This is a genomic window from Longitalea luteola, assembly GCF_017356035.1.
GTDB classification, from domain to species: Bacteria; Bacteroidota; Bacteroidia; order Chitinophagales; family Chitinophagaceae; genus Niastella; species Niastella luteola.
Genome location: NZ_JAFIQX010000007.1, coordinates 208614 through 233766, shown reverse-complemented (window position 1 = coordinate 233766; position 25153 = coordinate 208614). Strand labels below are relative to the sequence as shown.

The 25153-nt window shown below is 46.9% G+C and carries 23 protein-coding genes and 1 riboswitch; of the genes, 14 read left to right on the top strand and 9 right to left on the bottom strand.

The window, feature by feature from the left end; all coding sequences use genetic code 11:
• The first annotated feature begins 190 nt into the window (after positions 1 to 190).
• The 9 genes from JUB15_RS18270 (at position 191) to JUB15_RS18230 (ending at position 10695) form a co-directional block, all read left to right on the top strand.
• A complete protein-coding gene (locus JUB15_RS18270; RefSeq protein ID WP_207513939.1) occupies positions 191 to 1210 on the top strand; it encodes a pyridoxal phosphate-dependent aminotransferase in 1020 nt (339 codons plus the stop codon).
• Entirely contained in the window at positions 1201 to 2133 is a 933-nt protein-coding gene (cbiB, locus tag JUB15_RS18265) for an adenosylcobinamide-phosphate synthase CbiB (protein WP_242696410.1), read from the top strand. The genes JUB15_RS18270 and cbiB overlap by 10 nt, the downstream gene beginning before the upstream one ends.
• Positions 2130 to 2714 (top strand): AAA family ATPase, encoded by a 585-nt coding sequence (locus tag JUB15_RS18260; protein ID WP_207513937.1) that lies wholly within the window; start codon positions 2130 to 2132, stop codon positions 2712 to 2714. The genes cbiB and JUB15_RS18260 overlap by 4 nt, the downstream gene beginning before the upstream one ends.
• Before the next feature lie 21 nt (positions 2715 to 2735).
• A riboswitch (cobalamin riboswitch) is annotated at positions 2736 to 2989 on the top strand.
• Positions 2990 to 3025: 36 nt separating this feature from the next.
• The gene (locus JUB15_RS18255) at positions 3026 to 4246 is read left to right on the top strand and encodes an ABC transporter substrate-binding protein (protein ID WP_207513936.1); all 1221 of its coding nucleotides are present in this window, start codon (positions 3026 to 3028) and stop codon (positions 4244 to 4246) included.
• Positions 4246 to 5322, top strand: coding sequence for an iron chelate uptake ABC transporter family permease subunit (locus JUB15_RS18250; RefSeq protein ID WP_242696409.1), 1077 nt, complete (start codon positions 4246 to 4248; stop codon positions 5320 to 5322). The genes JUB15_RS18255 and JUB15_RS18250 overlap by 1 nt, the downstream gene beginning before the upstream one ends.
• The gene (locus JUB15_RS18245) at positions 5322 to 6323 is read left to right on the top strand and encodes an ABC transporter ATP-binding protein (RefSeq protein WP_207513935.1); all 1002 of its coding nucleotides are present in this window, start codon (positions 5322 to 5324) and stop codon (positions 6321 to 6323) included. Before JUB15_RS18250 ends, JUB15_RS18245 begins: the two co-directional genes overlap by 1 nt.
• Positions 6324 to 6440: 117 nt before the next feature.
• On the top strand, positions 6441 to 8606 hold the full coding sequence (locus tag JUB15_RS18240; protein WP_207513934.1) for a TonB-dependent receptor: 2166 nt from the start codon (positions 6441 to 6443) through the stop codon (positions 8604 to 8606).
• A 3-nt stretch (positions 8607 to 8609) separates the two neighbouring features.
• Positions 8610 to 9200 (top strand): cob(I)yrinic acid a,c-diamide adenosyltransferase, encoded by a 591-nt coding sequence (locus JUB15_RS18235; RefSeq protein WP_207513933.1) that lies wholly within the window; start codon positions 8610 to 8612, stop codon positions 9198 to 9200.
• A gap of 484 nt (positions 9201 to 9684) precedes the next feature.
• A complete protein-coding gene (locus JUB15_RS18230; protein ID WP_207513932.1) occupies positions 9685 to 10695 on the top strand; it encodes a T9SS type A sorting domain-containing protein in 1011 nt (336 codons plus the stop codon).
• Between the two features lie 103 nt (positions 10696 to 10798).
• On the opposite strand, the gene JUB15_RS18225 is transcribed toward JUB15_RS18230, so the two are convergent.
• Complete coding sequence (locus JUB15_RS18225) at positions 10799 to 13027, bottom strand: alpha,alpha-trehalose-phosphate synthase (UDP-forming) (protein WP_207513931.1); 2229 nt, start codon at positions 13025 to 13027, stop codon at positions 10799 to 10801.
• 266 nt (positions 13028 to 13293) lie between these two features.
• On the opposite strand from JUB15_RS18225, the gene otsB reads away from it, so the two are divergent.
• Entirely contained in the window at positions 13294 to 14067 is a 774-nt protein-coding gene (otsB, locus tag JUB15_RS18220) for a trehalose-phosphatase (protein ID WP_207513930.1), read from the top strand.
• A gap of 107 nt (positions 14068 to 14174) precedes the next feature.
• Here otsB and JUB15_RS18215 read toward each other — a convergent pair whose 3' ends face one another.
• From JUB15_RS18215 to JUB15_RS18190, 6 genes are all read right to left on the bottom strand, one after another.
• Positions 14175 to 14456, bottom strand: a complete 282-nt coding sequence (locus JUB15_RS18215) for a hypothetical protein (RefSeq protein ID WP_207513929.1) — start codon at positions 14454 to 14456, stop codon at positions 14175 to 14177.
• A 5-nt stretch (positions 14457 to 14461) separates the two neighbouring features.
• Complete coding sequence (locus tag JUB15_RS18210) at positions 14462 to 15157, bottom strand: DsbA family oxidoreductase (protein WP_207513928.1); 696 nt, start codon at positions 15155 to 15157, stop codon at positions 14462 to 14464.
• A 4-nt stretch (positions 15158 to 15161) separates the two neighbouring features.
• Positions 15162 to 16136 carry a manganese catalase family protein gene (locus tag JUB15_RS18205; RefSeq protein WP_207513927.1) on the bottom strand — a complete coding sequence of 325 codons (975 nt, stop codon included), beginning with the start codon at positions 16134 to 16136 and terminating at the stop codon, positions 15162 to 15164.
• A 261-nt stretch (positions 16137 to 16397) separates the two neighbouring features.
• Positions 16398 to 16919, bottom strand: a complete 522-nt coding sequence (locus tag JUB15_RS18200) for a DUF4142 domain-containing protein (RefSeq protein WP_207513926.1) — start codon at positions 16917 to 16919, stop codon at positions 16398 to 16400.
• A gap of 111 nt (positions 16920 to 17030) precedes the next feature.
• Complete coding sequence (locus JUB15_RS18195; protein ID WP_207513925.1) at positions 17031 to 17726, bottom strand: DUF421 domain-containing protein; 696 nt, start codon at positions 17724 to 17726, stop codon at positions 17031 to 17033.
• Between the two features lie 16 nt (positions 17727 to 17742).
• On the bottom strand, positions 17743 to 18477 hold the full coding sequence (locus JUB15_RS18190) for a DUF421 domain-containing protein (RefSeq protein ID WP_207513924.1): 735 nt from the start codon (positions 18475 to 18477) through the stop codon (positions 17743 to 17745).
• A 161-nt stretch (positions 18478 to 18638) separates the two neighbouring features.
• Between JUB15_RS18190 and JUB15_RS18185 the strand changes: the two genes are divergently transcribed.
• Positions 18639 to 19229, top strand: coding sequence for a YciE/YciF ferroxidase family protein (locus JUB15_RS18185; RefSeq protein ID WP_207513923.1), 591 nt, complete (start codon positions 18639 to 18641; stop codon positions 19227 to 19229).
• 87 nt (positions 19230 to 19316) lie between these two features.
• On the opposite strand, the gene JUB15_RS18180 is transcribed toward JUB15_RS18185, so the two are convergent.
• Complete coding sequence (locus JUB15_RS18180; RefSeq protein ID WP_207513922.1) at positions 19317 to 20120, bottom strand: OBAP family protein; 804 nt, start codon at positions 20118 to 20120, stop codon at positions 19317 to 19319.
• 379 nt (positions 20121 to 20499) lie between these two features.
• Here JUB15_RS18180 and glgX point away from each other — a divergent pair, with 379 nt between their 5' ends.
• Entirely contained in the window at positions 20500 to 22686 is a 2187-nt protein-coding gene (glgX, locus tag JUB15_RS18175; RefSeq protein ID WP_207513921.1) for a glycogen debranching protein GlgX, read from the top strand.
• 96 nt (positions 22687 to 22782) lie between these two features.
• Here the strand turns inward: glgX and JUB15_RS18170 are convergent, their stop codons facing one another.
• Complete coding sequence (locus tag JUB15_RS18170) at positions 22783 to 23040, bottom strand: hypothetical protein (protein ID WP_242696408.1); 258 nt, start codon at positions 23038 to 23040, stop codon at positions 22783 to 22785.
• 175 nt (positions 23041 to 23215) lie between these two features.
• On the opposite strand from JUB15_RS18170, the gene JUB15_RS18165 reads away from it, so the two are divergent.
• Together JUB15_RS18165 and JUB15_RS18160 are read left to right on the top strand one after the other, a co-directional pair.
• Complete coding sequence (locus tag JUB15_RS18165; RefSeq protein WP_207513920.1) at positions 23216 to 23746, top strand: YciE/YciF ferroxidase family protein; 531 nt, start codon at positions 23216 to 23218, stop codon at positions 23744 to 23746.
• Between the two features lie 195 nt (positions 23747 to 23941).
• Positions 23942 to 25135: a parallel beta-helix domain-containing protein gene (locus JUB15_RS18160; RefSeq protein WP_207513919.1), complete on the top strand. Its 1194-nt coding sequence runs from the start codon at positions 23942 to 23944 to the stop codon at positions 25133 to 25135.
• The last annotated feature ends 18 nt before the right edge of the window (positions 25136 to 25153 follow it).

Below are 25153 nucleotides of genomic sequence, written 5' to 3'. Positions count from 1 at the left end.
ATCCAAATAATAAATCCAAATCTCAAATCACAAGAACCAAATAACAAAATCCAAATCTCAAATCACAAGAACCAAATAATAAAACACAAATCTCAAATCACAAACCACTATCAAAACTTTAAGGATCTTGGAACTTTGTATTTTGCAATTTATTTGGTTCTTGGAATTTGCTACAACCCACATTACACCTATGCTGCAAGGACATGGAGATGACGCATACCGCTATAAGCGGCCGATAATCGCCGATTTCAGCACCAATGTATGGTATGGAGGCGAACCGGCCGGGTTGAAACAACATATCGTTGACCGTTGGCCGGTACTGAACAGGTACCCCGAAGTCGTAGCTGAAAGCCTTGCCCGCAAAATAGGCCGCCATCATCATTTGCCGGCTTCTCAGGTGCTCATCACGAATGGCACTACTGAAAGTATTTACCTCATTGCGCAGGCATACGGTACCAGTAAAACCACTATTACCATACCCGCTTTTTCGGAATATGAAGATGCCTGCCGTATGTACAATCACCAGCTGGCATTCCTGCGACAGGTAAACATACATAGCGGCCTTCGAACACCGGAAGGATTGTTTTTCATTTGCAATCCCAACAATCCTACCGGTCATGTGTTTGACGGGCTCCATGAATTGGTGAAAGCCAATCCGCAAACCCTGTTTGTAATTGATGAGGCGTTCATCGAATTTACGATAAACGTTCCCTCGCTTCTCAACCTGATCCACACCTGTGATAATATCATTATCCTGCGTTCGATGACCAAAGCTTTTGCCATCCCCGGTTTGCGCCTGGGTTATATCATGGCAGCTGCAAGCGTAATAGAGCAATTAATGCGGTATAAAATGCCCTGGTCGGTAAATGCATTGGCCATTGAAGCCGGTCATTTTATCTTTGATCATTACACGACGAGCCAGCTTCCTTTGGCGCAGCTCTTCAGCGACAAAGAACAATTGACCGGGCAATTACAACAACTGTCCTTCACGATCGGCCACAGCCACACCCATTTCTTTCTGGCAAAAATGCCTGTCGGCACAGCGCCGCTATTGAAAACCTACCTGGTCGACGAACACGGTATCCTGATCCGGGATGCATCCAACTTCAGGGGCCTGACGAACCAACATATCCGGCTGGCGACCCTGTCGAATGAAAAGAACCAACTAATAATAGAAGCCATTAAAAAATGGATCCAGCAATGCTCCTGATATTGCCGCTGCTGGCAGGTTATCTACTCGACCTGCTGCTGGGTGATCCCGAATGGCTCCCCCATCCTATCCGCTTGTTTGGCAACCTTATTTATAAGGGAGAAAAAGCATTGAACAAGGGGTTTAACCGGCTTTTAAAAGGAGCCTTGCTGTCAGTCGTTTTATGCATTGCCGTATTTTGTTGCTTTCGCTATTCATTACAATGGCTGCTAAGCCTGCACCCGGCGTTATTCGGGGTGGTTAGTACCATCTTTGTATTTTATGGACTGGCCAATAAAACCCTGATTAAAGAAGGGAAAAAAGTCTTTCTCGTTTTGCATGAAGAAGGCCTTGAAGCAGGCCGCAAACAACTCAGCCGCATTGTAGGCCGCGATACTTCAGCATTAACGCCCCAACAGATCCGCATAGCCGTGCTGGAAACCCTGTCAGAAAATCTAAGCGATGGCGTAATTGCCCCTCTCTTCTATTATGCCATTGCCGGCGTACCCGGTATGATGACCTATAAAATGATCAATACCCTTGATTCAATGATCGGTTACCGCAATGAACGCTATGAACTGTTTGGAAAATTTGCCGCCCGTCTCGATGATGCAGCGAATTTTATTCCAGCCCGCATCACTGCCCTTTTAATGGTGCTGGTAAGTGGCAGCCGGCGCAGTTTACAATTCATTTTCCGGTACGGTCATAAGCATAAGAGTCCTAATTCCGGTTATCCGGAAGCAGCCCTTGCCGGTATCATGAATGTTCGTTTTGGCGGACCTAACATCTATCATGGTAAACTGGTGGAAAAGCCTTTTATCGGTTGTAACGACAGAATGGTACAACCCGGTGAAATAAAAACGGCGACGGGGATCAATCAAAAAGTAACGGGCTGTGCCGTTCTGATAATATCTTTGATCTTTTACTTAATAAGCGTCCATTGAACACCACTGAAAGGTATATCATCACCGGCGGACCCGGCGCCGGCAAAACAAGCCTGCTGCACGCACTGGCAGATGCCGGTTATTTTTGTTCGCAAGAAGCTTCACGCCGGCTGATCGCAGAACTGGTGGCCACTGGTTCCGACTGCCTACCCTGGATCAACCTTTCGGGTTTTGCGGAAAAAGTCCTGGACCGCATGATAGATTCATACAAACAAACCACGGCTTATACAGGCACCACTTTTTTCGACCGCGGCATTCCCGATATTATCGCCTACCTGAAAGCAGCTGCCCTGCCCGTTCACGACCGTTATTACACGGCACTACAGCATCACCCCTATCAGCCACTGGTTTTTATATTGCCGCCGTGGCAGGCCATTTATGTAAACGACGCCGAGCGATGGCAAACCTTTGATGAAGCCGTTCATTTGTATATAAACATCAGGGAAACTTACAAAGCCCTGGGCTTTACGCTGGTAGAAGTACCACCCGCAAACATACATAACAGAGTGAACTTTATCAGGGAGACCATCAACCAGCAACACGCAAATAAACCACACCCTGGAGGTCTGGCACAGCTCTGAATGCATAAATCAAAAATAATCACTACTTTCGCCGCCGAAGGTAGCAGCACTTGCTGCTTTAATAGGGAATCCGGTGTAAGTCCGGAACAGTCTCCGCTGCTGTAAGTTCTTCGTGAATCGTCAATCATGAATCGACAATCGCATACTGCCGATTGTTGACTGTCGATTGTCGGCTTGCGGTTGTTAAACACATAAGCCACTGCCCCGGCCTGACCGGGATGGGAAGGCATTAACATAGAACAAGTCAGAAGACCTGCCTTTTAATAATCAATATTTACTCACCGCTTTCGGCAGAAAGGCAAAGAGCAAGAATGAAACATAGCAGGCTCCTTCTTCAGAGCAGAAAACCATTTTTTCTGCAACCCATTACCCGATCACGTTCACTGGGCATTTTTAGTATCGGTTTATTGTTATTAACGGGCAGCTCCTGTAAACAGGCGGCTACATCCCCTTCGCCCGCAGGCAAGGATCAACCGGCAGCCGTTGCTAAAACCAAACTGGTACACTCCAAAGGATTTACGATAGATTATTTCGACGACTTCAAGCTCGTGAAGATCATAAACCGGTTCTCCGACAAAAGCGACACATTACAATATGTACTGGTGCAAAGAGGCAAACCTGCTCCTGCCGGTTACCCAAATGCACAGGTAATACAGATCCCTGTTCAAAAAATAGTGGTCACTTCTTCCATGCACGTAGGCATGGCTGATTTCATGGGTGCGGCGGATGTAATTGCCGGACTCGCAGAACCCAAATATGTTACTTCACCCACCGTGCGTAAGAACCTGGCCAACGGGAAAGTGGCCGAAGTAGGTAATGGCAGCGAAATGAACCATGAGCTGATCATTGCCATGCAGCCCGACCTCGTAATGACCATGGGCAGTGCGGTAGCGCCTATCAGCCGTTACCAGCCCCTCACCAGCGCAGGCATTCCGGTAATGGTGAATGCAGAATGGCTGGAAAAAGATCCGCTCGGCCGTTCGGAATGGGTAAAGCTCATGGCAGCCCTGTTGAATAAAGAAGAAGAAGTGAACCGGAAATTTGAAGCGATGGAAAATGAATACCAGCGCCTCAAAGCGCTCGGCGCAAAAGCCAGCCAGCATCCTTCCGTTGTCGTGGGCATGCCCTTTAAAGGAACCTGGCATGTTCCGGATGGCGACAGCTACATGACGCAGTTCATAAAGGACGCCGGCGCCCAATACCATTGGGCAGATGTGATAAGTACCGGCAGCCTGGCGCTTAATTTTGAAACGGTAGCGCCGGTAGCATTGAAAGCCGATTTCTGGATCAATATGAGCACTGCCCGTTCCAGGTCAGAGATCGCCGCCGCTGACCCCCGTTATACAAAGTTCAATGCGTACCAGAAAGGGACCATGTATAACAACAACAAGCGCACCAACGACATTGGCGCCAATGACTACTGGGAGTCCGGCGCGGTAAATCCGGCACGCATCCTGGCCGACCTGGTGAAGATCTTTCACCCGGAAATACTGCCCGACCACCAACTTTATTATTATCAACAATTACCATAATGAACGTAGCAATGGATACTGCTACCCGGCAATTTTCATGGACGGCTTCCATCATGAAGCTGAGCCTGTTGTTCTTGTTGCTGCTGATCGCATTTATCACCGACATCGCATTTGGTTCTGTATCGATACCACTGCCTGCCGTGCTGGATATTGTTCTTTCAGGCAAGGCGGAGAATGATGCCTGGATCTATATAATCGAAAACATCAGGATACCCAAGGCCGTTACAGCGGTGATCGTAGGTTGCGGATTACCGGTAAGCGGTTTACAAATGCAAACGCTTTTCCGCAATCCCCTCGCAGGCCCTTCCATCCTCGGCATTACAGCAGGCGCCAGTCTGGGTGTGGCGCTGGTAATGTTATCGGCAGGCAGCATTACCACCCTGTATGCCATTAAGGAACTGGGTTTCTCGGGAAGTTCCCTCATTCTGCTGGCAGCCTCGCTGGGCGCCGCGCTCATCATGTTCCTCATCATAGCCATTTCGGCCCGCATAAGAGATAATGTCGTTATGCTCATCGTTGGGGTTATGATCGGCAATATTACCCTCGCTGTTGTCAGCATCTGGCAATACTTCAGCGCGCCCGAACAGGTGAAGGATTATTTATTATGGACATTCGGTTCGCTGGGCGGTGTTTCGGGCAGTCAGCTCTACCTGCTGGGCATAGTAGTAGCAATAGGCCTGCTCATCGCATTTGCTTCGTCAAAAATGCTGGATACCTTATTGCTCGGGGAGCATTATGCCAGCACCATGGGCTTAACGGTAAACCGGGCGCGCCTGCTCATCATTGGCAGCACCAGTTTACTGGCAGGCAGCATTACCGCCTTTTGCGGTCCCATAGCCTTTATAGGCATTGCGGTACCACACCTGGCACGCACGCTGTTCAATACCTCGGATCATCGCATGCTGATCCCCGCCTGTTGTTTGATGGGCACATCGTTGATGCTGCTCTGCGATATCATTGCACAGCTGCCGGGCAGCAATGCCGTTTTACCGATCAATGTCATTACCGCGCTGGTGGGGTCACCAGTCGTCATCTGGATCATTATGAGCCGGAATAATTTAAAAAATTCTTTCTGATGCATAAAACAGCACCTTTATTAAAAGCGGGCCGGTTATGCATTGGCTATAGCAAGGGAACCAAAGAAGAAAAAACCCTTGCCGGACCGCTTGACCTGGAAATATTTGCCGGTCAGCTCATTTGTTTGCTGGGCCCTAACGGCGCCGGCAAATCAACGCTCATCCGCACCCTGGCCGGTTTACAACCTGCCATATCAGGCACTGTAGATACCGGCGGAAAAAATATCAACAGGCTGAAGCCGCTGGAAAGAGCCAAACGCCTGAGTATGGTGCTTACCGAAAAAGTGCGCACGGGTAACCTGAATGTGTATTCCATTATTTCATTGGGCCGCTTTCCTTACACGAACTGGCTGGGCACCATGCAACCCGATGACCGTAAAATAGTAGCATGGGCCATGGATATGACCGGCACTACTGTATTTGCCAATAGAAAGTTAAGCGAGCTGAGTGATGGCGAATCGCAGAAAGTTATGCTGGCAAGGGCACTCGCCCAGGACACACCGCTCATCATCCTGGATGAACCAACCGCGCACCTCGACCTGCCCAACCGGGTATCGCTGATGCACCTGCTGCACCAGCTGGCCAAAACAACGGGCAAAGGCATTTTGCTTTCTACCCATGATCTTGACCTTGCCCTGCAATCGGCCGACCAGGTATGGCTGCTGCGGAATGATGGTGTATTCACGCAGGGTGCCCCTGAAGACATTGTGTTGAATGGCGCCTTTGAAGCGGCGTTTCACCGCGAAGGTTTTGTATTCGACAAAAACAGCGGCACATTTACCATTCATCACAATAATGGAAAAACGATCCGGTTAACGGGCGAAGGCGCCGCCCTGTTCTGGACCAAAAGAGCCCTGATGCGGGAAGGATTCACGATAACCGACAATGCAGCAGAAGCCGTACAGATCGTCGAGAACGGTCATACGGTGCAGTGGCTTTACAGAAATGAATCCTACACCACTATAGCCGGCTTGCTCACTTCGTTGCGCAACCGTTATTAAGGTGCGCCACACTTACGTCAACATCAGCATAGAAAAGTGCGGCACACCTGCGTCAACATCGTTTCAGGAAAGTGCGGCACACGCATTCACTAACTACATGATATAAGCAAATTGAACATGAAGCACATTTTACTGGTCAGCACCACGCTGGCTGCCGCTACTGCCATGGCGCAGGAAGCGCCAGCCGACACGGCTAAACAACAAACGCTGGGTCAGGTGGTGGTAACAGCCACCCGCACCGAAGTTCAACGCAATAAAACACCGCAAAGCGTTACCGTTATTGGGCGCAAGGATATCGAGCGCACGAGCGGACAGGAATTTACCGACCTGTTGAAAAAACATGCCAGCGTAAACATTGTACAATACCCCGGCTTACTGGCAGGTGTCGGCATTCGCGGGTTCCGCCCGCAATCGAATGGATTGAATCAGCGGGCGCTTATCCTCATCGATGGCCGGCCTGCCGGCACTACCAGCATAGCCACTATCAACCCTTCAGATATTGAACGTATTGAAGTGCTGAAAGGCCCTGCTTCTGCATTATATGGCTCACAGGCCATGGGCGGTGTGGTAAATGTGATCACCCGTCAATCGGCCGGCGCTATCCGCAGTTCCGTTTCTGCTGAATACGGCTCTTACGAAACTTTCAGAGGCACCATTACATCGGGCGGTAACATTACTAAAAAGCTGGATTACGACCTCTCCTTTACCACCTTCGATCGTAATAAAAATATGAAACTGGGCGATGGGAATGTGTTCAGAAAGCTGCTGGATGCAGACACCTACACTGCTAATTATACCGACGGGCCCATAGAGAATGATGATAAACGTTCAGATGGTTTACGCCGTGAATACACCCGGTTGAACTATAATACCGGCAGCATTCGCGCAGGTTACCAACTCACCAAAAACTGGAAATTGAATGCAAAAGCCGACCGCTTTATAGCGAAAAATGTAGAATCGCCCAGCGATCTCTTCTTCGGCAATGCACAACCCAGCACGAAAGACCTGGAACGGTACAATGGAGAATTCAGCATTAGCGGCAATTTGGACAAACACGAAGTGAGCGCCAAAGGATATGCCGCCAGTGAAAACAACTACAACAACACGCTGCTGTCGGGCGGCAACCTCATAGTCCCCTATCTCTCTTTTGAAAGCCAGGCAGACTGGCTGGGGCTTCAATTAAAAGACGTGATCAAACTGAACAGCCATACGGTGATCGTAGGTATAGATCATAACCGGTCGGCGACCACTTCCAGGTCTTACAACCCCAACCGTACGGAAAAAGCGCCTTTTTCGCCCAATTACGACCTGGTATTTACGGGCGCTTACGTACAGGGACAATTACATTTCCTGCATGATAAACTGATCGTTAATCCAGGCGTTCGTTACGACATCATCACGTATGATGTAAAGAAAACGCCTTATCTCGATACCTACGCACCGGGTAAGGAAAGCAATCCTTTTTTCAGTCCAAGCATTGCCGCACAGTACGCGCTGCTGAAACCGCTCACCGTGCATGCCACCATTGGGCGGGCCTATGTAACGCCCGATGCGTATAATGTGGCGGGCTACTCAGAAAATATCAACGGCAACAAGGCCAGTGTAACCCAGGGCAACCCCAACCTGAAGAACGAGAACAGCACCAGTTGGGACGCCGGCATCCGTTTTCAGCAAAGCGGTTCAGGCTTTATGGTTGATCTCACTTATTTCAGCACCCGCGTAAAAGATCGCATTACTACGTTAAGAACAACACCTGCAACACCCGACACAACGGCCAGCGGTTATGCCATCAGCACCCGCACTACCTACATCAATGCCAACAAAGGGGAAATAAACGGACTGGAAGCTGAACTCTCTTATGATCTTGGCGCCCTGCAAAACAACCGCTATGCATTACGGGCGTTCATCAATGCCACCAAAACATTTACGGCGAAAGAAATAACCATTGCCGCCGATGGCACAGAAACGAAAAAAGACATTTACAATATTGCCGGCTTTACAGCCAGCTACGGCATGGAATATAACAACCGCAAAGGCTTCGACCTGCGATTGAACGGACGTTATGCCGGCCACCGCAAGGATACCGACTTCAACGATCCGCGCACGCCGGAAATTATTTATCCGGAATTCATGGTAGTTGACTTTTATGCCGGCTACACCTACAATTACAAACATACGCTTGGCTTGTTTGTCAATAACATTACCGACGAGAACTATTATGAAAAACGCGGGTTCAATTTACCCGGACGCAATATCAACATTCGTTACACCATCACATTTTAGCTTATGAAGATCTACACCAAAAAAGGCGACAAAGGCACCACCGGCTTATTCGGCGGTAAACGGGTATATAAAGATGACATTCGCGTAGAATGCATCGGCACGTTGGATGAGGCCAATTCAACGATCGGACTGCTGCGGGCGAAACTCGGCAATGAGCATGAATGGCAGGCCAACCTGCACAAAATTCAAAAAGACATGATGGATATGATGTCGCACCTGGCCCGGCCTTCCGATACCAAAAAGATCAACACGAATCCCATGCCGGAAGACGGCGCTGCTTTTTGCGAAGCATGGATCGATGCGCTGGAAAATGCGATGACCTCTCCTTCTGATTATTTTTTATTACCGGGCGGCAACGAGATCTCGGCTTTGTGCCATGTGGTGCGCACGCAAATTCGCCGCGGCGAAAGAACGCTGGTAAGCTTGCTGAAAGAAGATACAGTACACGAAGCTATTCCGGCTTATATCAATCGCCTGTCTGACCTGTTCTTCACGCTGGCAAGAGCAGAAATGGATAAAGCTGGTGTGGCCGAAGAAAAATGGCAGCTGTTCTTATACAAACGATTTAAAAAACCGGGAGACGCTGAACGCTGAACGCAAAACGCCGAACGCTAAATACAAATCCGATGTGGATGCTTCGCGTTAAGCGTTAAGCGTTAAGCGTTGCGCGTTGAGCGCTTTGCGTTGCGCGTTCGGCGTTGATCATAAAAAAACCTCCCCGCGGGGGGAGGTCCACTAATCAAATACCATTAACCATTAAACCTTATCCTATTAATGTTAAATTAATACAATTCATCCTTTCTGCAAAAAAAATTTGACCGCTTACTCATCTGTTGATCCACGTCAATCATTCAGCTGCGCCGGCGGCAGTCAATCATCTGTTAATGGAACTAACCCCTTACAATAAGTAGTTCCTTATAAAACACATTCTTTAAGATCACTTCATTTTTACCCCTGCACTGCTGTTACTATTTTCAAGGTTGAAAGACCCAGAACCTCCAATATTCCTGTTATGCACCATTATATCAAGTACCCGAACGCCATTCGTAACCTAATTATGTAACCCTAACCATAAACTATGAAAACGAATGGTACCCACATTATTATGCTCACTGTATTTTTACAGTTGCTTTTCCTCTTTTTTTCCATCAGTGTTAACGCACAAGCCAGGTACAGGTTCCGCAATGCATCAAAGATCTCAGGAACCGACCGGCAGGTAGGCGCGCAGTACCGTTTTCCCACTGTTCAAACCGGCACGGATGCCCTCGTTACCATCACAGCCATTACAGGCGGCCTCATCCTGAATGCCCTCGATGGCAGTTCTTCCGGTTTCGATGAAGCATTTCAACCCATCATTACCTTACCGGCAAGATCCAGGGGGTATGCCGAGTTCAATATTCAGTTCGTTACGGCCGGTACGACTATCCCGATGGTTCAAACAGAAGTGCCCATTACACCGATCGATATCGACGGTATCGCAGGAGATATTTATGAGTTTGATGAAATTTTTCTGTCCGGCAGCAGCTATGTAGATTATAATATGACGGGTTCGGCCATTGCGCTTACGTTTCCCGCCGCCAACCGGGTGGTGGGCACTAATATAGGCGGCGTTACCTACAACGGGGTTGATACGATCGCCAAAGACTGTATGTTCTCTGTAGTAAATGCCGGCGTCAGCTCCATCGTAGTACGCGTTGGCGCTGATAACAAAGACAACAGCACCTCAGATCAACGGTTACGCAGTATCTATTTTAAAAAGTTCACGTACCCCAATTCCGTGCTGGGCACACGGGTAATACCTTCCGGCAGAACGAATAACAATTCGAATAACCAACCCGCCTTTAAAGTATTCCCATCGATCTTTCACAACACTATAAACATACATTTTAATGCAGCCCGCAGCGGTATGGCCCTGTTACAATTAGCAGATTACACGGGCCGGCTGGTAAAGCAGCAACCGGTGTATGTACAGGAAGGCAGGAACCAGATCGCCATCAATAACTGGGCGCACATTTCCGCCGGTCAGTATATAGCCATGATCAGCCAGGATACAGTAAAATATATGCAGCCAATATTGAAACGAAGCTAGCAGGGTTTCGATTCATTACCTCACAACAAATCACTAACAGTCTGATTTATCATTGTTACTATTCCCGTATATTTCCCACTAGCTACTAGCCACTTGCCGCTCGCTAATTCTGAATAGAAGCCATCGTTCTTAAGATCCCCGAAGCCCATGCATATACGTTATGATTCATGATCATCCTGCGCATCTGCTTCATTTTTTGCAACTGCTGCTCTTTAGGCATTTCCAGTGCCAGCTTAATGGAATCGGCGGTTTGTTCTGTATCGTACGGATTAACGATAAATGCCCCGGGTAATTCATGGGAAGCGCCTGCAAACCGGCTCAGGATCAGCACGCCGTCGTTTTGATCGCGGGAAGCAATGAATTCCTTGGCCACCAGGTTCATACCGTCGTGCAGCGAGGTTACCATACAAAGATTGGCCGACTTATAATACGGCATTATTTCCTCATGGCTGTGGTGCCGTTTCAGGAATAATATGGGTTGCCAGTTCTTGGTCTTGAATTTCCAGTTGATCCGGTTCACTTCATTCTCAACCGCACTTACCGTATCGGCATAGGTCTTTAACAACGAACGGCTCACCGCCCCTATCTGCACCAGCGTAAATTTTCCCTGGTAATGGGGATATTTATCCAGGAATCGTTCAATGGCCAGGAACTTTTCGATCAGGCCCTTTGTATAGTCGATCCTTTCCACGCCGATACACATGAATTCGCCATTAATACCATGTTGCTTCAGGATCTCTGCAGGTGTCAGTCGCGTGGTGGATCTTGTTTCATAATCTTTCAGGGTAAAGGCAATGCTGATGGGAAATGGCTTAACCATCGTGAAATGATTGGCCATCTTAACAGAAAAACTTTCCCAGATCACCCGTGATTCAAGCGCATTATTAACCGTTTCCAGGAAATTGTTACAATGATACTGGGTATGGAAACCGATGAGGTCGGCGCCCAGCATTCCATTCAACAACTCTTTTTGCCACGGGCAGATGCCAAATGATTCTGGATTAGGCCACGGAATATGCCAGAAGATGGCCACTTTCGCATCGGGCCGCTCTTTTTTTATGAACGCAGGCAAAAGGGCAAAATGATAATCCTGCACCAGGATAAAAGGTTCTTCTTCGTTCTTTATTTCTTCGAGCACTGCCTTTGCATACAGTTGATTTACCTCGGTATAATAATCCCAGTCAACCTTACGGAATACAGGCCGGGTATGCGCAATATGGCAAAGCGGCCATAATCCTTCGTTGGAAAAACCATAATAAAAATGGTCTTCCTGCTCTTTGGTCAACCATACCCGTCTTAAGGTATATTTATTTTCATAAGGCGGAACAGACACCTTATCATATTTATCAACAGTTTCGCGGTCGGCATCTCCGCTGCCGGAAGCGATCCATAAACCACCACAGGCTTTTAAAATGGGCTCCATGGCAGTAACCATTCCACTCGCCGGCACTATACATTGGATCTCTTTACCAACCCTGATGTGCATATATGGCTCCCGGTTAGATACCACCACCATCATTTTGTTCTGCAACAACACCTTCATTTCTTCATTCAGTCTTTCGGGTGTCCATACCGATTCGGCCGTTGTGCGCAGCCTGGCCTCTTCCTGCGCCACCGCCTTGGCTTCCTGCATGGCTTTTGCAATGCCGGTGATCTCTCTATACAAGGGTTCCAGAAAAGGCACGGCAGGGCGTTTCTGCAGCATTTCCAGGTTGCCGGAACGGGCAGCCCTTGCCCACTCAATAACCTTGTTGATGGGGGATAATATGCCCCAACGTACAATTAAAAGGGTCACCACAGAGATGACCAGCGCCTGGAAGAACCAGCGCCAGAAATTACGGAACCAGATACTGTTCAGGATGTTTTCGATGTATTCTGCATCTGTATAATAAACTACTGCGGCGGCAGGCAGATCGATCCTCCTGATCAACCTGACGAATTCGTAGGTCCTGTGCCCATTTATTTTTACGAGCCGGCCCATCGATGAATCCGCAGATATGGCGCGGGCAATGAAATCGAGCGAGGATTCCGGCAACGGACCGGCCGAATCCCTGATAGAAATAATACTATCCCGGTTGAAATAAATTTTGATGCCGGTAAACCGGTACTGTTCGAGGATGCTGTCTGTAATTTTTGTAGTATCCAGGCCAAAGCCGCTATCCAGGTCAATAAAATACGTTTTATAGAAGTCATCGGCAACCTGAGCCGTTTTGTTCTCAAGGTCATTTTTCAGTTGCTCGCGGTCGCTTGAAATTTGAAAGGCAGTGAAAATAAAAGCAACCAAACCAATACCGATGATGATCGAGGCAATTAAAGCTAAATTAATTTTCATACACTATTTTATGACTGAACAATACATGACATAGTCACCAGGCCCAACTATGTTCAACAATAAGCAGTGATGAGTCAACAGATCAAAGTTACCTGAAATAACCAAGGGAAGCGGGCACGGGCCATTTCTAATGGCCTTCTAATACAAGTGCGTCAGGATTAATAAGTTCGGACAATTATCTACTAATATAAAACACTTAATTGATTTCTAATGCAGTTTTAATTGTTCGCATGCATTAACATTTTACTTTTACCCAAAAGGCGTACGTGGAATTTCTTGATTATAATATAAAATTTGACCTCCTGAAGAAATATAGTGCAGCTAACAGAAGGTTGATCCTGCTTGATTACGATGGTACCCTGGTGCCATTTTTCCCAAATCCGTCAGAAGCTACGCCGGGACACAATTTAATTGAAACGCTGAACCGGCTTAATACAACAAAAAACGATATCTGCCTCGTAAGCGGCAGGAATTATCAATGGTTCGAGAACTGGTTTGCAGCGTTGGATATTAATATTATTGCCGAACACGGGGCCTGCTATAAATTACGGCAGCAGGCATGGAAGAAAGAATCGCAGGCAGACAGCAGCTGGAAGGAAGGCGCCAAAGAAATTATGCAGCTGTTTGTGCTTACCACTGAGTTTACCTTTATTGAAGAAAAGGAATATTCCATGGTATGGCATTACCGCCAGGCCACCAGTGAACAGGTTAAACAGCAGGCTGAAAAACTGTATGAGCACCTGAGCCATTTTGCGCTTACCAAGAATTTACAGGTCTTCAGGGGCAATAAAATAGTTGAAATAAAGCATAAAGGCATCGATAAAGGCAACGCCATCGTTAAATTGTTCAATAAAGACGATTACGATTTTATCCTGGGCATTGGCGATGATTACACAGATGAAGACATGTTCAGGGCGCTTTCAGGCGTGGCCAATACCTATACGATCAAAGTAGGCATCGATAGTTCTGTCGCCAGGTTCAATGTGTACACGCCCCAAATGGTAGTATCTTTATTGGAGGCGATCAGTTATATCCCCTGACGCCGCTGGCGGGCGGAACGGCCTGTTACAAATAAAAATCTGCCGCCCTCACCAATTGATTGCGGCAGATAACATGAAACCATCGACCTTCTCTGAAATGTTCCGATTTATACCATCTTACCGGTTGAATAATACGGTTTATTAAAATGTTTACACAAGGCCAATCCAACCGCCAGCCGCAAGCGGCCGCACTCCTTCTCAGGAACAGGGTCTATGATAAACCTGCCTCCTTCCTCAATGAAAATATGATTGCCGTATAACTTTTGTTCCAGCGCCCCGTTCATAATGGTGATATGGTATTCGTTATGAGCGTTTTTTTCTTTAATGCGCACAAGCGCGAAATAGGTCTTTTCTTTAAAGTTGAATTCAATAGATATTATCTGTTCCATACATATTATTTTCCATTTGCTTCGTTGACAATGTGTAGCAACGTCTCGGCTGGTCTGAAACCAGTCACGAGTAAACCGCCAGGTGCTGCAGGCCGTTTAATGAGCAAAGTGGGAAAGCGATTGATGCCGCGGTATTTTACCTCCTGAAGATCCTTCCGAAAGGCTTCCAGGCCGCGGTCAGTTTTCATATCCTCTTCAAATTGTTCAAAAGAAAATTGTTTATTCATAACGGCTATACAGCGGGCCACCTGCAGTAATACTTCGGGCCGTGCAATATTCAATGAATGGAACATAACGGCTTTCCGTACATGATACAGGTACAACCTGCCTGCTTCTGCTGATTGCAATGCGGCACATTTAACGGCTATGCACGCAGGATAGGAGGATGCCGGCGGGTCATCCACCCAAATACGGTGCGCTATAGGCACCTCCATCACTTCACTCGCATGCATCCACAGCGGCCCCATTTGTGCAGGCCGTTGAATGCTGTTCTGTTGGTCAAAATAATGCTGCCATCCCGGCAATAATCCGCCCATACAATAGCGCCAGTTTATGGTGCCGGGCCAATCTTTTTCCAATCGTTCTAACTGGGGTTCCAATGCCCAGCTCCAGCAACAAAGCGGATCGGTATAGTAAACGATGTCTATAACAGACCCGCTTTGTATTTCCGGAGTGGTATTTTCCTGGCTACAACTTCTCATAGTATTATATAGTATCTCTTTCTGTACTTGTCATTCCACCTGCAGGTGTATTCCATTCCTGTTCCTGGTCTACCGGTGCTGCCATGTTGATCTCCCTGCTGCGCAACTGGCTCATGTCACGATCGAGCTGCTCCACGGTTTCCATGGTGCGGTGTGTACCTTGTGGCATCTGTCCGCTGAGGCCATGTGATTCCATTACATATCTTATCGGGTCTTCAATGTATTGATAAGTTTCCCGCATCTCACTTGTTTCACCGCTATTCCACGGGCCTGAAAAATCATTACCCGTAGACATATTAAAATACAGGTTGCTGTAGCGTGGGTCGCTCTGTAACACACCCGGCGGGAAATTCGGTTTAATGCTTTCCAACGCAGCTTCAAACATCTGGAAGTGCGCGACTTCCCGGGTCATTAAGAAATTGAGTGTTTCTTTTACGTAAGGATCATCAGTGAATTGCAACAGGTACTCGTACACCATTTTGGCGCGCGATTCCGCTGCAATATCACTGCGCAGGTCGGCTGTAAGGTCGCCCGTGCAATCGCCATTGATATAGGCTGCTGTCCATGGAACACCTTGTGAATTGGTGAAAGCAGGTGTGCCGGCGCTGCCTACGAGGAATTGTGGCGCCACCATACTTTCATGGATCATTTGTTCCTTGGCGCCTTTGCCATCCAGCAAACGCATGATCTCCGCTCTTTCTGCTGCGTTTTTCAGATCACCGTTTATACCGGTAAGCAGCATTTGAATAGTAGCGCCTACGATCTCCAGGTGACTGAATTCTTCAGTGGCGATATCCATCAATACATCATACTTGTCAGGAAAAGGTTTCCTGGCGCCAAATGCCTGGCCAAAATAGCGGAGAGCTGCTGCCAGCTCACCATTCGCACCACCGAATTGCTCCAGTAACAGGGAAGCAAATGCCGGATCAGGTTTAGACACCCGCGCATTGAATTGTAATTCTTTTACATGATAGAACATACATGATTCGTTTTAATATTTTTTATGGAAAAAAATAAATGTATAAGAAAGCAGTCCTGGGCGTTGTACATAACCCGTTTGGAAACCGGCTTTCACGGGTGGTTTCCAAATATTGTTTTTCCTCTATGTATGACTGCTAAAAAAACTGAGAGAAGCAAGTATGGTCACAATATGAAAAAATCATGCCTGCAACTTTCGCGGATTGAAAATCAAAATTGAGAAGCAATTGCAACAACCGCTTCCCTTATTGTTGCTTTTGTTTTACTGAAGCCTGGCAAGAATACTGTCGGCCCTTACCTTATGCATTCTCACATGCGGCAGGTATTTGTTAGCATATGCTCTTAACTTTCTGTTCTCACCATTAGTTGCTTCCTGTTGAAAGAGCTCAATGGCCACTATGTGGTCCATCACCTGGCTTTTCATATATGCGGTATCGAATGCAAGCCCCTGTAAGGTACTGATCCGTTGCACCAGGGCAATGTGCATGGAATCAGGGGTAAGCGGTGTTTCTATGCCCCATTTGCTGGCCAGGTTTCTGAGCTCGTCCTGAGCAGTAGTGTGCTCCGTTACCATGTGGGCCCCATAGGACCGCACTGCTGAATCACTGCCTTTGGCGGCAGCCACAGCCCCTGCCGCTATCTCCGCATTGTTAGCGTAAGATGCCTGGGTAATAAAGTTCCTGTCAATCTTCGACAGGTTGTTGTCCTTATCATCATCTTTGTCACAAGCCGCAAAGAACACAAGAACAAGCACACACAGTTTGCCGATAAAACTCTTTTTCATACTCCTCGATTTTTAATGATGAATAAATTAAAAGATAGAATTATCAAATTGCAGCAAAATATGTGCTTGCTTTCAGTGTTTGTATATCGATGGTGAGCGAAGGGGAAGTTATTATTCGTTGTTGTTATCAGTTACGGGACACGTCCATAACACACTCTTGCAAACCGGGCAATAAGCTTCTTCCTGACGCTGCCGATGCCCGCAACCGGTGCATACTTTCGCGTCCTTTGCATAAGTCAGCTCATTTAAAAAATCGATGTCCCAGTCGGGTATGGCCGCCAGGCCGGGCCGCGGATTCGGTTCTTTGGTCAAGGTAAAGCCGCCGTTGGCTTCCATACAAAACCGCTTTACTGTACCCAGGTGCACAACACCCAATGCACGTAACTGCGCCATCAGCTGTTCTTTGCTGATGCGTGCTTTTTTCATTTCCTGCCACTGCATTTCTCCATCCATTATGAGGGTACTTCTTTTCCCTTCCGTGGCTTCTTCAAAACGTTTACTGGAATAGTTCTTTTTGATCACCAATAAGCGTATGACGTATATTACACCCAGCACGATCAATGGCGAGATGAGCCCCCGTTCGGGAGAAAGCAACACCAGGCCGGTTGCTGCAGCCAGTGTTGAGAGGGCAGCCAGCTCACTTCTGCTTAATTCGCCGGCAATGCGTTTACCCATATACTTCATACCGAACATGATGATGGCGTATACACAAATCGTTCTTATGATCAGTTCAATATAAAATTCGGGCGGCACCTGTCCTATGAAGATCCGGTAAAAGTCATCCAGATGGATCTGATCTTTTTCCATGGTCCTGAAACTTGCGTTATTTGTTTAAACTATCTCCCTGAACCGGTTGAACAAACTCCCGGCTCTGGCAATTCTCACACTGATCGGGCACCTGCCGGATCTCATAGATCTGTCCACAGATATTACATACCTTCTGGTCATTCACCAGCTGCTGGGCATTGAACAGTTCTTCGTCTTCTCTTGGCAATAACGACAGCCCGGGCCTTTCATCCTCATACAGGTACATGGTAAAGTCCCCACTGGTTTCAAGGTATAACCTTTTTACCATGCCCAGGTTGGTAACATTTTTTGACCGTAAAATGCCGAAGATCTGGTTCCGGGAAACATATTCGCGCGCCAGCTCCCGGGGTTGCAGCATGCCGTCCTTTACCAACAGGTACATTTGTCCCAGTACTTTATCTTCCAGCCTGTCGTTTTTAAACATGTACAAGGTAATAAGCCGTTGTATTATCAGCACCAGGGCAAGAACGAAGCAACCTTCAAGAATACCGCGCTCGGGTATTTGCATAGACGATGATACAATGGCGCCCAACATCAGCATGACCGCCATTTCGGTAAAACTGAGTTGCCCACTCATTCGTTTACCTAGTCCCCTAATAACCGCCAGCAGTATAATGTATGTAATTATCGACCTGATCACGATCTCTACCAAAAACAATACAGGAGCGTTACCAAATAAAATACGGTAAATATCGTCTAATTGAATATCCTCTTTATCCATAATATGAGTTCGCAGTGCATAAGTGATCATCAGACATGCAAAATTTATTCCTTTGAAGGCAGGCGCCGTTTTATGCTAAATGCATATGGCTATACATGGTACCGCCCCGCAGCGTTTTAAAGCACAGCACCCATGGCATGCGCTTTGTATCGGGGATTACATAACTATTTAATCAAATAAAAAACGATATCATGCCAACAACAAAATCTAAACCTGCAAGAAGCGCCAAGAAAAAAGCAGCACCATCAAAAGGAGCCGGTGCAGGGAACAGTCAGCTCGAAAAGTTTTTCTATCATTCCCTGAAAGATATTTATTGGGCAGAAAAAGCACTTATGAAGGCGCTGCCTAAACTGATGAAGAAATCTACAACAGAAGAGCTCAGATCAGCTATTGAAGAACATATAGGCCAAACGGAAGAACAGATCTCCCGCCTGGAAGAAGTATTTGAAATAGTCGGACAAAGGGCCCAGGGCAAAAAATGCGAAGCGATGGAAGGACTTATCAGGGAAGCTGAATCTGCCGTTGAAGAAACAGAGGATGGCAGCATGACCCGCGACGCGGCAATTATTATGTCGTGCCAAAAGGTAGAACATTATGAAATCGCCAGCTATGGCAGCCTGGTAGAGTTTGCCAATACCCTGGGCTATGAAGATGCAGCCAGCATACTGGAGCAAACCCTGCAGGAAGAAAAGGAAACAGACCAGATCCTGACCGGCGTTGCTGAAAGTAATATCAACTGGGAAGCAGAACAGGAAACCGAAGAGGAAGAAGAAGAAGAATAGTGTATCAATTATAGATGGTAGAAAAAAGGATAGCGGCGCTATCCTTTTTTATTTTTATTCTCTTTAAGGCCCCGCATACAATTCGCCTTATTGCGGTTCTTTTTGCATTACGCCCTGGTGCTTGTGAAGCGCACTATCGGCATTCGCGGTGATCACCAACTGCCGCACATCGCCTTTTTCCCAGGCATTGGCCATAGGGTCTATTGCCGGTACGGGAATATCGGCCCTGTTCTTTTTCTTTTCGGCGGTTGAGATATTAAACCGCTTGTCCCTGTCGGCCAACAATTCCTGTTTCAGTTGACCATCCCTGGTAAATCCCATCATGATCATGGGCGAACCCACCGGCAGTGTTCTGTTCTGATCTGTATGCCAGGTATGAATTATTTTACCGTAGGTAGACACCAGTTTCTCCATCAATTCATGTTCTGCCACCAAGGGTATACCCGGAGCGATCAGTGTACCCGATTTTACCTCATGGTGGTGTGAATGCCATAGTTTCTTTTCCTCCTCAGGCAATGTTTTAAACAGCTTTTCAGTAACAATATATTCTACACCCATGATCTTGGCATCGGGCCCGTTGCCATCGTACATGATCGCCTGGTACAGATCCTCATTAATTTGCGACACATAGTGATGCGCTTCCATTTGCGCATTAATATTACCATTGTAGAAATGAAAGCCGTCGAGGTATACATTTATTTTCGATAAAGGCGATTTATTCTGCAGGAGATCGGCGCCAGCCTCCAGTGTCCTGTCCTTGGCGGTCTTGTCGCCTCCCGGCGACTCCACGTTGGAAGATGTATTTTTTCCGCCACAGGAAAACATGCCTGCTATAGCAACCAGATAAAAAATTACAATAGCCGCGTGATCCAGGTATTTATCAAACTTCATAACAGAACGATTAGTGATATGTATTGAGGGCAGGAAAGAAATGATTGCTATCACAACAGGAAAAAGCATGCCGCTCATGGGGAGAAAGCTCTACACTGCTATTAATAAATGTAATTAATACAAAACATGCTCGCTGACAGGGACTGATAGCGCATAAATATTTTTTTACTTCAGCATGTTGTATTAACTTCACGACACTAACGGTAATTCCACTGACCGTTTGTTTATACATCTTCCGCATTTTACTTCTGTTATTATTTGCTCCAGTTTTATTGCCACTACGACCTAAGCGCTGAAAATAATATGTACAGTTTATTGTGAAAATTTTTAAACAGCAAAACCATTGGGGATAATGCGTTGCTGAAAGACCTGTTTTAATATGAAGAAGACACAAGAGTTTTACATGGGGAAGCCCTATCCTTTAGGAGCGACCTGGGATGGGAATGGAGTGAACTTTGCGATCTATGCTGAAAATGCAGAGGGAGTTGATCTCTGTTTATTCAATTCAATAGAGGATGATGGAGAAACGATTAAAGTGCGCCTTAAAGAACGCACCCATCATATCTGGCATATTTATCTGCCCGATATACAACCTGGTCAGTTATACGGCTACCGGGTATCGGGGCCCTATAAACCTTTAGAAGGCCACCGGTTCAATGCCTACAAATTATTACTCGATCCATACGCAAAAGCGATCTCGGGCACCCTGCACTGGCACGATGCCCTGTTCGGGTATGAAATAGGCCATAAAGATGAAGACCTCAGCTTTAACACGACAGACAGCGCCCCTTACATGCCTAAATCTGTTGTCGTAAACGATCAATTCGACTGGGAAGGTGATCAACAACTGAACATCCCTTATCATGAAAGTATTATTTACGAAGCACATGTAAAGGGCCTTACCTATTTACATCCTGGCATACCCGAAGAGATCAGGGGAACTTATTCCGCTTTGGCGCACCCCGTAATGATCGATTACCTGAAAGAACTCGGCATAACCGCCATTGAACTGATGCCCATTCATCACTTTATTGAAGACAGGCATCTGAAGGAAAACGGCCTTACCAATTACTGGGGCTACAATACCATCGGTTTTTTTGCCCCCGACCCGCGTTATGCGGCAAGCGGCTTCCTGGGCCAGCAGGTGAACGAATTCAAGTCAATGGTGAAAGCATTGCATAAAGCAGGCATTGAGGTCATCATCGATGTGGTATACAACCATACGGCGGAGGGAAATCACCTCGGTCCTACCCTGTGTTTCCGGGGCATTGACAATGCTTCTTATTACCGGTTAACGGAAGACAAACGCTATTATATGGATTATACCGGTACCGGCAACACGCTGAACACCCGCATGCCTTATGTGTTGCAGCTTATCATGGACAGCCTCCGTTACTGGATAACCGAGATGCATGTAGACGGGTTCCGCTTCGACCTGGCAGCTACCCTCGCCCGTGAGTTACATGAAGTGAACAAACTGGGAGCATTCTTTGATATCATTCACCAGGACCCGATCATTTCAAGGGTGAAATTAATAGCAGAACCCTGGGATATCGGCGAAGGCGGCTACCAGGTAGGTAAGTTCCCGGGCGGTTGGGCAGAATGGAATGGTATGTACCGCGATTGCATCCGGGATTACTGGCGGGGCACGGAAAGAAGACTGGCAGAATTTGCCCAGCGCATCACCGGCAGCGCCGATCTGTATAAAAATGATTACCGCACACCGGGCGCCAGCATCAATTTTATTACCGCGCATGACGGCTTTACCCTTGAAGACCTGGTAAGCTTTAACGAAAAACACAACGAGGCCAATGGTGAGAACAATAATGATGGCGATACAACGAATCACTCCTGCAATTATGGCGAGGAAGGCCCCACCAGGAACCCGGAAATCATTGAAATAAGAAAGCGGCAGAAAAAAAATTTCCTTACCACCCTGTTATTATCACAGGGTGTACCTATGCTGTTCAGCGGCGACGAAATGGGCAACTCGCAATTCGGGAATAATAATGCCTATTGCCAGGACAATGAGATCTCGTGGTTAAAATGGCATGAAAAAGATGGGCAATTAATCGATTTTGTGAAACAACTTATCGCGTTCCGTAAAGCGCATCCGGCCTTCAGCCGCCGGCGCTGGTTCCAGGAACAACCCATACGAGGCACCGGCCTGGAGGATATCGCCTGGTTTTCGCCGGATGGCAATGAAATGAAGGACGAGCAATGGAACGAAGGCTATACCAAGTCGTTAGGCGTATACCTGAATGGCATGGGATTACGTTGTCTCGATGAAAAGGGGCAAAAGTTGACCGATAAGGATTTTTACATCCTCTTTAATGCCCATGATGAGGAACTGGAATTCAGCTTACCGCCCGCGAAATTTGGTAATAAATGGTTTAAGATCCTTGATACCGCAACAGATGACGGGTTGCTGGCAGAGTCCAAAGACATTTACGGCCCGGCAGATAAGATCAGGATGACAGGTAGAAGTATAATACTGTTAATGGGAGAACATAACCTTATTGATAATAACCAGCCGAATACATTGCCGGCACCATCAGCGCCGTGAGCAGCCTCACGGCGTTTCTCCCATTAAAATAAAAAAGGACCGCCATGAAGCGATCCCGGCTTTGTGATGCGAGCCCAGGTTTTCACAATACCATTGCTACTCTTTATCCATACTGTCGTGCCCGCGTTGTTTAACCAGCTTATTATAAAGGCCAAATAACAGGAAAGGAGCTGCCCACTGGCCGATAAATAAACTCATGTGTTTCTGACGGGCGATCTGTAATATCGCAGCGGCTGTCATAGCGCCGATCGATGCCCACAGAAACACGTCGCTTGGCAATTTAGATGTTTGTTCTTCAATAGCCTTGGCAACTTTGCCTTCTCTCTTGTCCTGAGTTTTAAACATCGTTTCCATATAATGTTTTTTAAAGTTCTTAATACAGCAATCGCTGTAAAATCCATGCCACTGCAAACCGCAATCCGCCTGAGTTTCAGCGGCAAAACATTAACACCGGCCGCCAGCGTGGAATAGTTTTTTCTGTGATATGATCGTTGGTATCACTTCAATTATTGTTAATAAATCATCCACTATGCAAACCGATGCAACCACTTTGAACTCAGCCCTGCAGGAATTTTTTGTAACCTCTCTGCAGGAAATGTACTGGTCGGAAGTCAATATGCGCAATACATTGGCTACAATGACAGAAGAGGCAACTACCGTTAAATTAAAGAAGGCATTTGAAGTGCACGTAGAGCAAACTGAAAGGCATGCAAAGATCCTGGAGGAAGTGTTTACCCTGCTGGGCATTCCCCCACAGGCGGAACCATGCGTTGGCCTGCAGGGACTGTTCGATGAAGGCTGGCAGGTGATTGATGAATCGGCAAAAGGCAGCGCCCAGCGGGACGTTGCCCTGATCATTGCGGCTCAAAAAGTGGAACATTATGAGATAGCTACTTATGGCAGTCTAATGACGCTCGCAAACACCTTAGGGCATAAAGAGATCGTTCAGTTACTGGAACCAATACTTAAGGAAGAAAAAGAAACGGATGCCATTTTAAGTTCGATTGCAAAATCGGGTATCAATACCGAAGCCAGCAAGGAGCCTGTACCGCAGCTTTAAATAAAGGCAGGCATCCCTGAATGATGTACATTATACCTGACAAAGATCAATAAAGACAGGTAGTTGAGCCTCCGGGCCACCTGCCTGTCTTTATTTTATACCAGTGTAGAAAAAAAGGCACCGGTCAGCCGGTATTGGCCGGTCATTTCCTGCCCCGGACTGCGGCTAATTTTGTAAATTAGGTAAATGCTTTTTATGAAAGCGCTTTGCCTGTTGACCATAACCTTATGCTGCACACTGACTGTTCTATCGCAGGATCTGCGCCGCCGCCTGCAGGCACAATTCATCGAATCCCCCGATGGCGTGGTCATCGAGATCCCCGAGGGCCGTTTTCAACTCAATATGGCCTTATGGATGGATGGAAAAAACAATATCACCCTCGCCGGCAAAGGGATCAATAAAACCATTCTCTCGTTTAAAGGTCAAATTGCCGGCGCCGAAGGGATCAGGATCACCAATTCCACTCATATCACTATACGGGATCTTACTGTGCAGGATTCAAAAGGCGATCTGATCAAAGCCCAATTGGTAGACGGCCTTACAGTAAAAAATGTAAAAGCTGAGTGGACAGGTAAGCCATCCAAAAAAAATGGCGCCTATGGCCTGTATCCGGTGCAATGCAAAAATGTTTTGATAGACAGTTGTGTGGCCATTGGGGCATCTGATGCAGGTATTTATGTTGGACAATCGCAACATGTTATTGTACGAAACAGCAAAGCCTATCACAATGTAGCGGGTATTGAAATAGAAAACACCTTATATGCTGATGTATATAATAACGAAGCTACGGAGAACACCGGCGGGATCCTGATCTTTGACCTGCCCAACCTGGTGCAAAAAAAGGGTGGCTATGTACGCGTATTCAACAACCACGTGCATCACAACAATTATCCCAATTTTGCGCCCCGGGGAAACATCGTAGGCAAAGTGCCTTTAGGAACAGGGTTGATGATACTGGCCACCAACAATGTAGAGATCTACAATAACCGCATCATTAACAACCGTACAGCGGGTACCGCGATCGCCAGCTATTATATTGCAGAAATACCCATTAAGGATAGTTCCTATTATCCATATCCGGATCACATCTATATACACGATAACACCTATACCAGAAAACACCAAAGGACCACGATGAAAGGAAGAATGGGCCTGATGTTCAGGTTGAAAGTAAGATTTGGAAAAGACGTGCCGCATATAATCTACGACGGCATTGTTGATGATAAAGTAAAAAATCCTGCCATTTGTATCCGCAACAATGAAAACCAAAGTATTGGCAACATCAAAGCGGCCAATAAGTTCAAGGGTATTTCGAGAGACATGAATGCCTTCGCGTGCGAAGGGATAAAACAAAAGGAAGTGGAGTTACATGTCACGAAGAAAAATTAAGTAACCACAGCTATAACC

Coding starts and splice junctions, on each gene's coding strand:
- JUB15_RS18215 (WP_207513929.1), bottom strand. CDS start 14,456: ATGGAACAGATAATATCTATTGAATTCAACTTTAAAGAAAAGACCTAT.
- JUB15_RS18235 (WP_207513933.1), top strand. CDS start 8,610: ATGAAGATCTACACCAAAAAAGGCGACAAAGGCACCACCGGCTTATTC.
- JUB15_RS18245 (WP_207513935.1), top strand. CDS start 5,322: ATGCATAAAACAGCACCTTTATTAAAAGCGGGCCGGTTATGCATTGGC.
- JUB15_RS18160 (WP_207513919.1), top strand. CDS start 23,942: ATGAAAGCGCTTTGCCTGTTGACCATAACCTTATGCTGCACACTGACT.
- JUB15_RS18190 (WP_207513924.1), bottom strand. CDS start 18,477: ATGATCACTTATGCACTGCGAACTCATATTATGGATAAAGAGGATATT.
- JUB15_RS18165 (WP_207513920.1), top strand. CDS start 23,216: ATGCAAACCGATGCAACCACTTTGAACTCAGCCCTGCAGGAATTTTTT.
- cbiB (WP_242696410.1), top strand. CDS start 1,201: ATGCTCCTGATATTGCCGCTGCTGGCAGGTTATCTACTCGACCTGCTG.
- JUB15_RS18270 (WP_207513939.1), top strand. CDS start 191: ATGCTGCAAGGACATGGAGATGACGCATACCGCTATAAGCGGCCGATA.
- JUB15_RS18185 (WP_207513923.1), top strand. CDS start 18,639: ATGCCAACAACAAAATCTAAACCTGCAAGAAGCGCCAAGAAAAAAGCA.
- JUB15_RS18250 (WP_242696409.1), top strand. CDS start 4,246: ATGAACGTAGCAATGGATACTGCTACCCGGCAATTTTCATGGACGGCT.
- JUB15_RS18210 (WP_207513928.1), bottom strand. CDS start 15,157: ATGAGAAGTTGTAGCCAGGAAAATACCACTCCGGAAATACAAAGCGGG.
- JUB15_RS18255 (WP_207513936.1), top strand. CDS start 3,026: ATGAAACATAGCAGGCTCCTTCTTCAGAGCAGAAAACCATTTTTTCTG.
- JUB15_RS18230 (WP_207513932.1), top strand. CDS start 9,685: ATGAAAACGAATGGTACCCACATTATTATGCTCACTGTATTTTTACAG.
- JUB15_RS18170 (WP_242696408.1), bottom strand. CDS start 23,040: ATGGAAACGATGTTTAAAACTCAGGACAAGAGAGAAGGCAAAGTTGCC.
- JUB15_RS18200 (WP_207513926.1), bottom strand. CDS start 16,919: ATGAAAAAGAGTTTTATCGGCAAACTGTGTGTGCTTGTTCTTGTGTTC.
- JUB15_RS18225 (WP_207513931.1), bottom strand. CDS start 13,027: ATGAAAATTAATTTAGCTTTAATTGCCTCGATCATCATCGGTATTGGT.
- glgX (WP_207513921.1), top strand. CDS start 20,500: ATGAAGAAGACACAAGAGTTTTACATGGGGAAGCCCTATCCTTTAGGA.
- JUB15_RS18205 (WP_207513927.1), bottom strand. CDS start 16,136: ATGTTCTATCATGTAAAAGAATTACAATTCAATGCGCGGGTGTCTAAA.
- JUB15_RS18240 (WP_207513934.1), top strand. CDS start 6,441: ATGAAGCACATTTTACTGGTCAGCACCACGCTGGCTGCCGCTACTGCC.
- JUB15_RS18180 (WP_207513922.1), bottom strand. CDS start 20,120: ATGAAGTTTGATAAATACCTGGATCACGCGGCTATTGTAATTTTTTAT.
- JUB15_RS18195 (WP_207513925.1), bottom strand. CDS start 17,726: ATGGAAAAAGATCAGATCCATCTGGATGACTTTTACCGGATCTTCATA.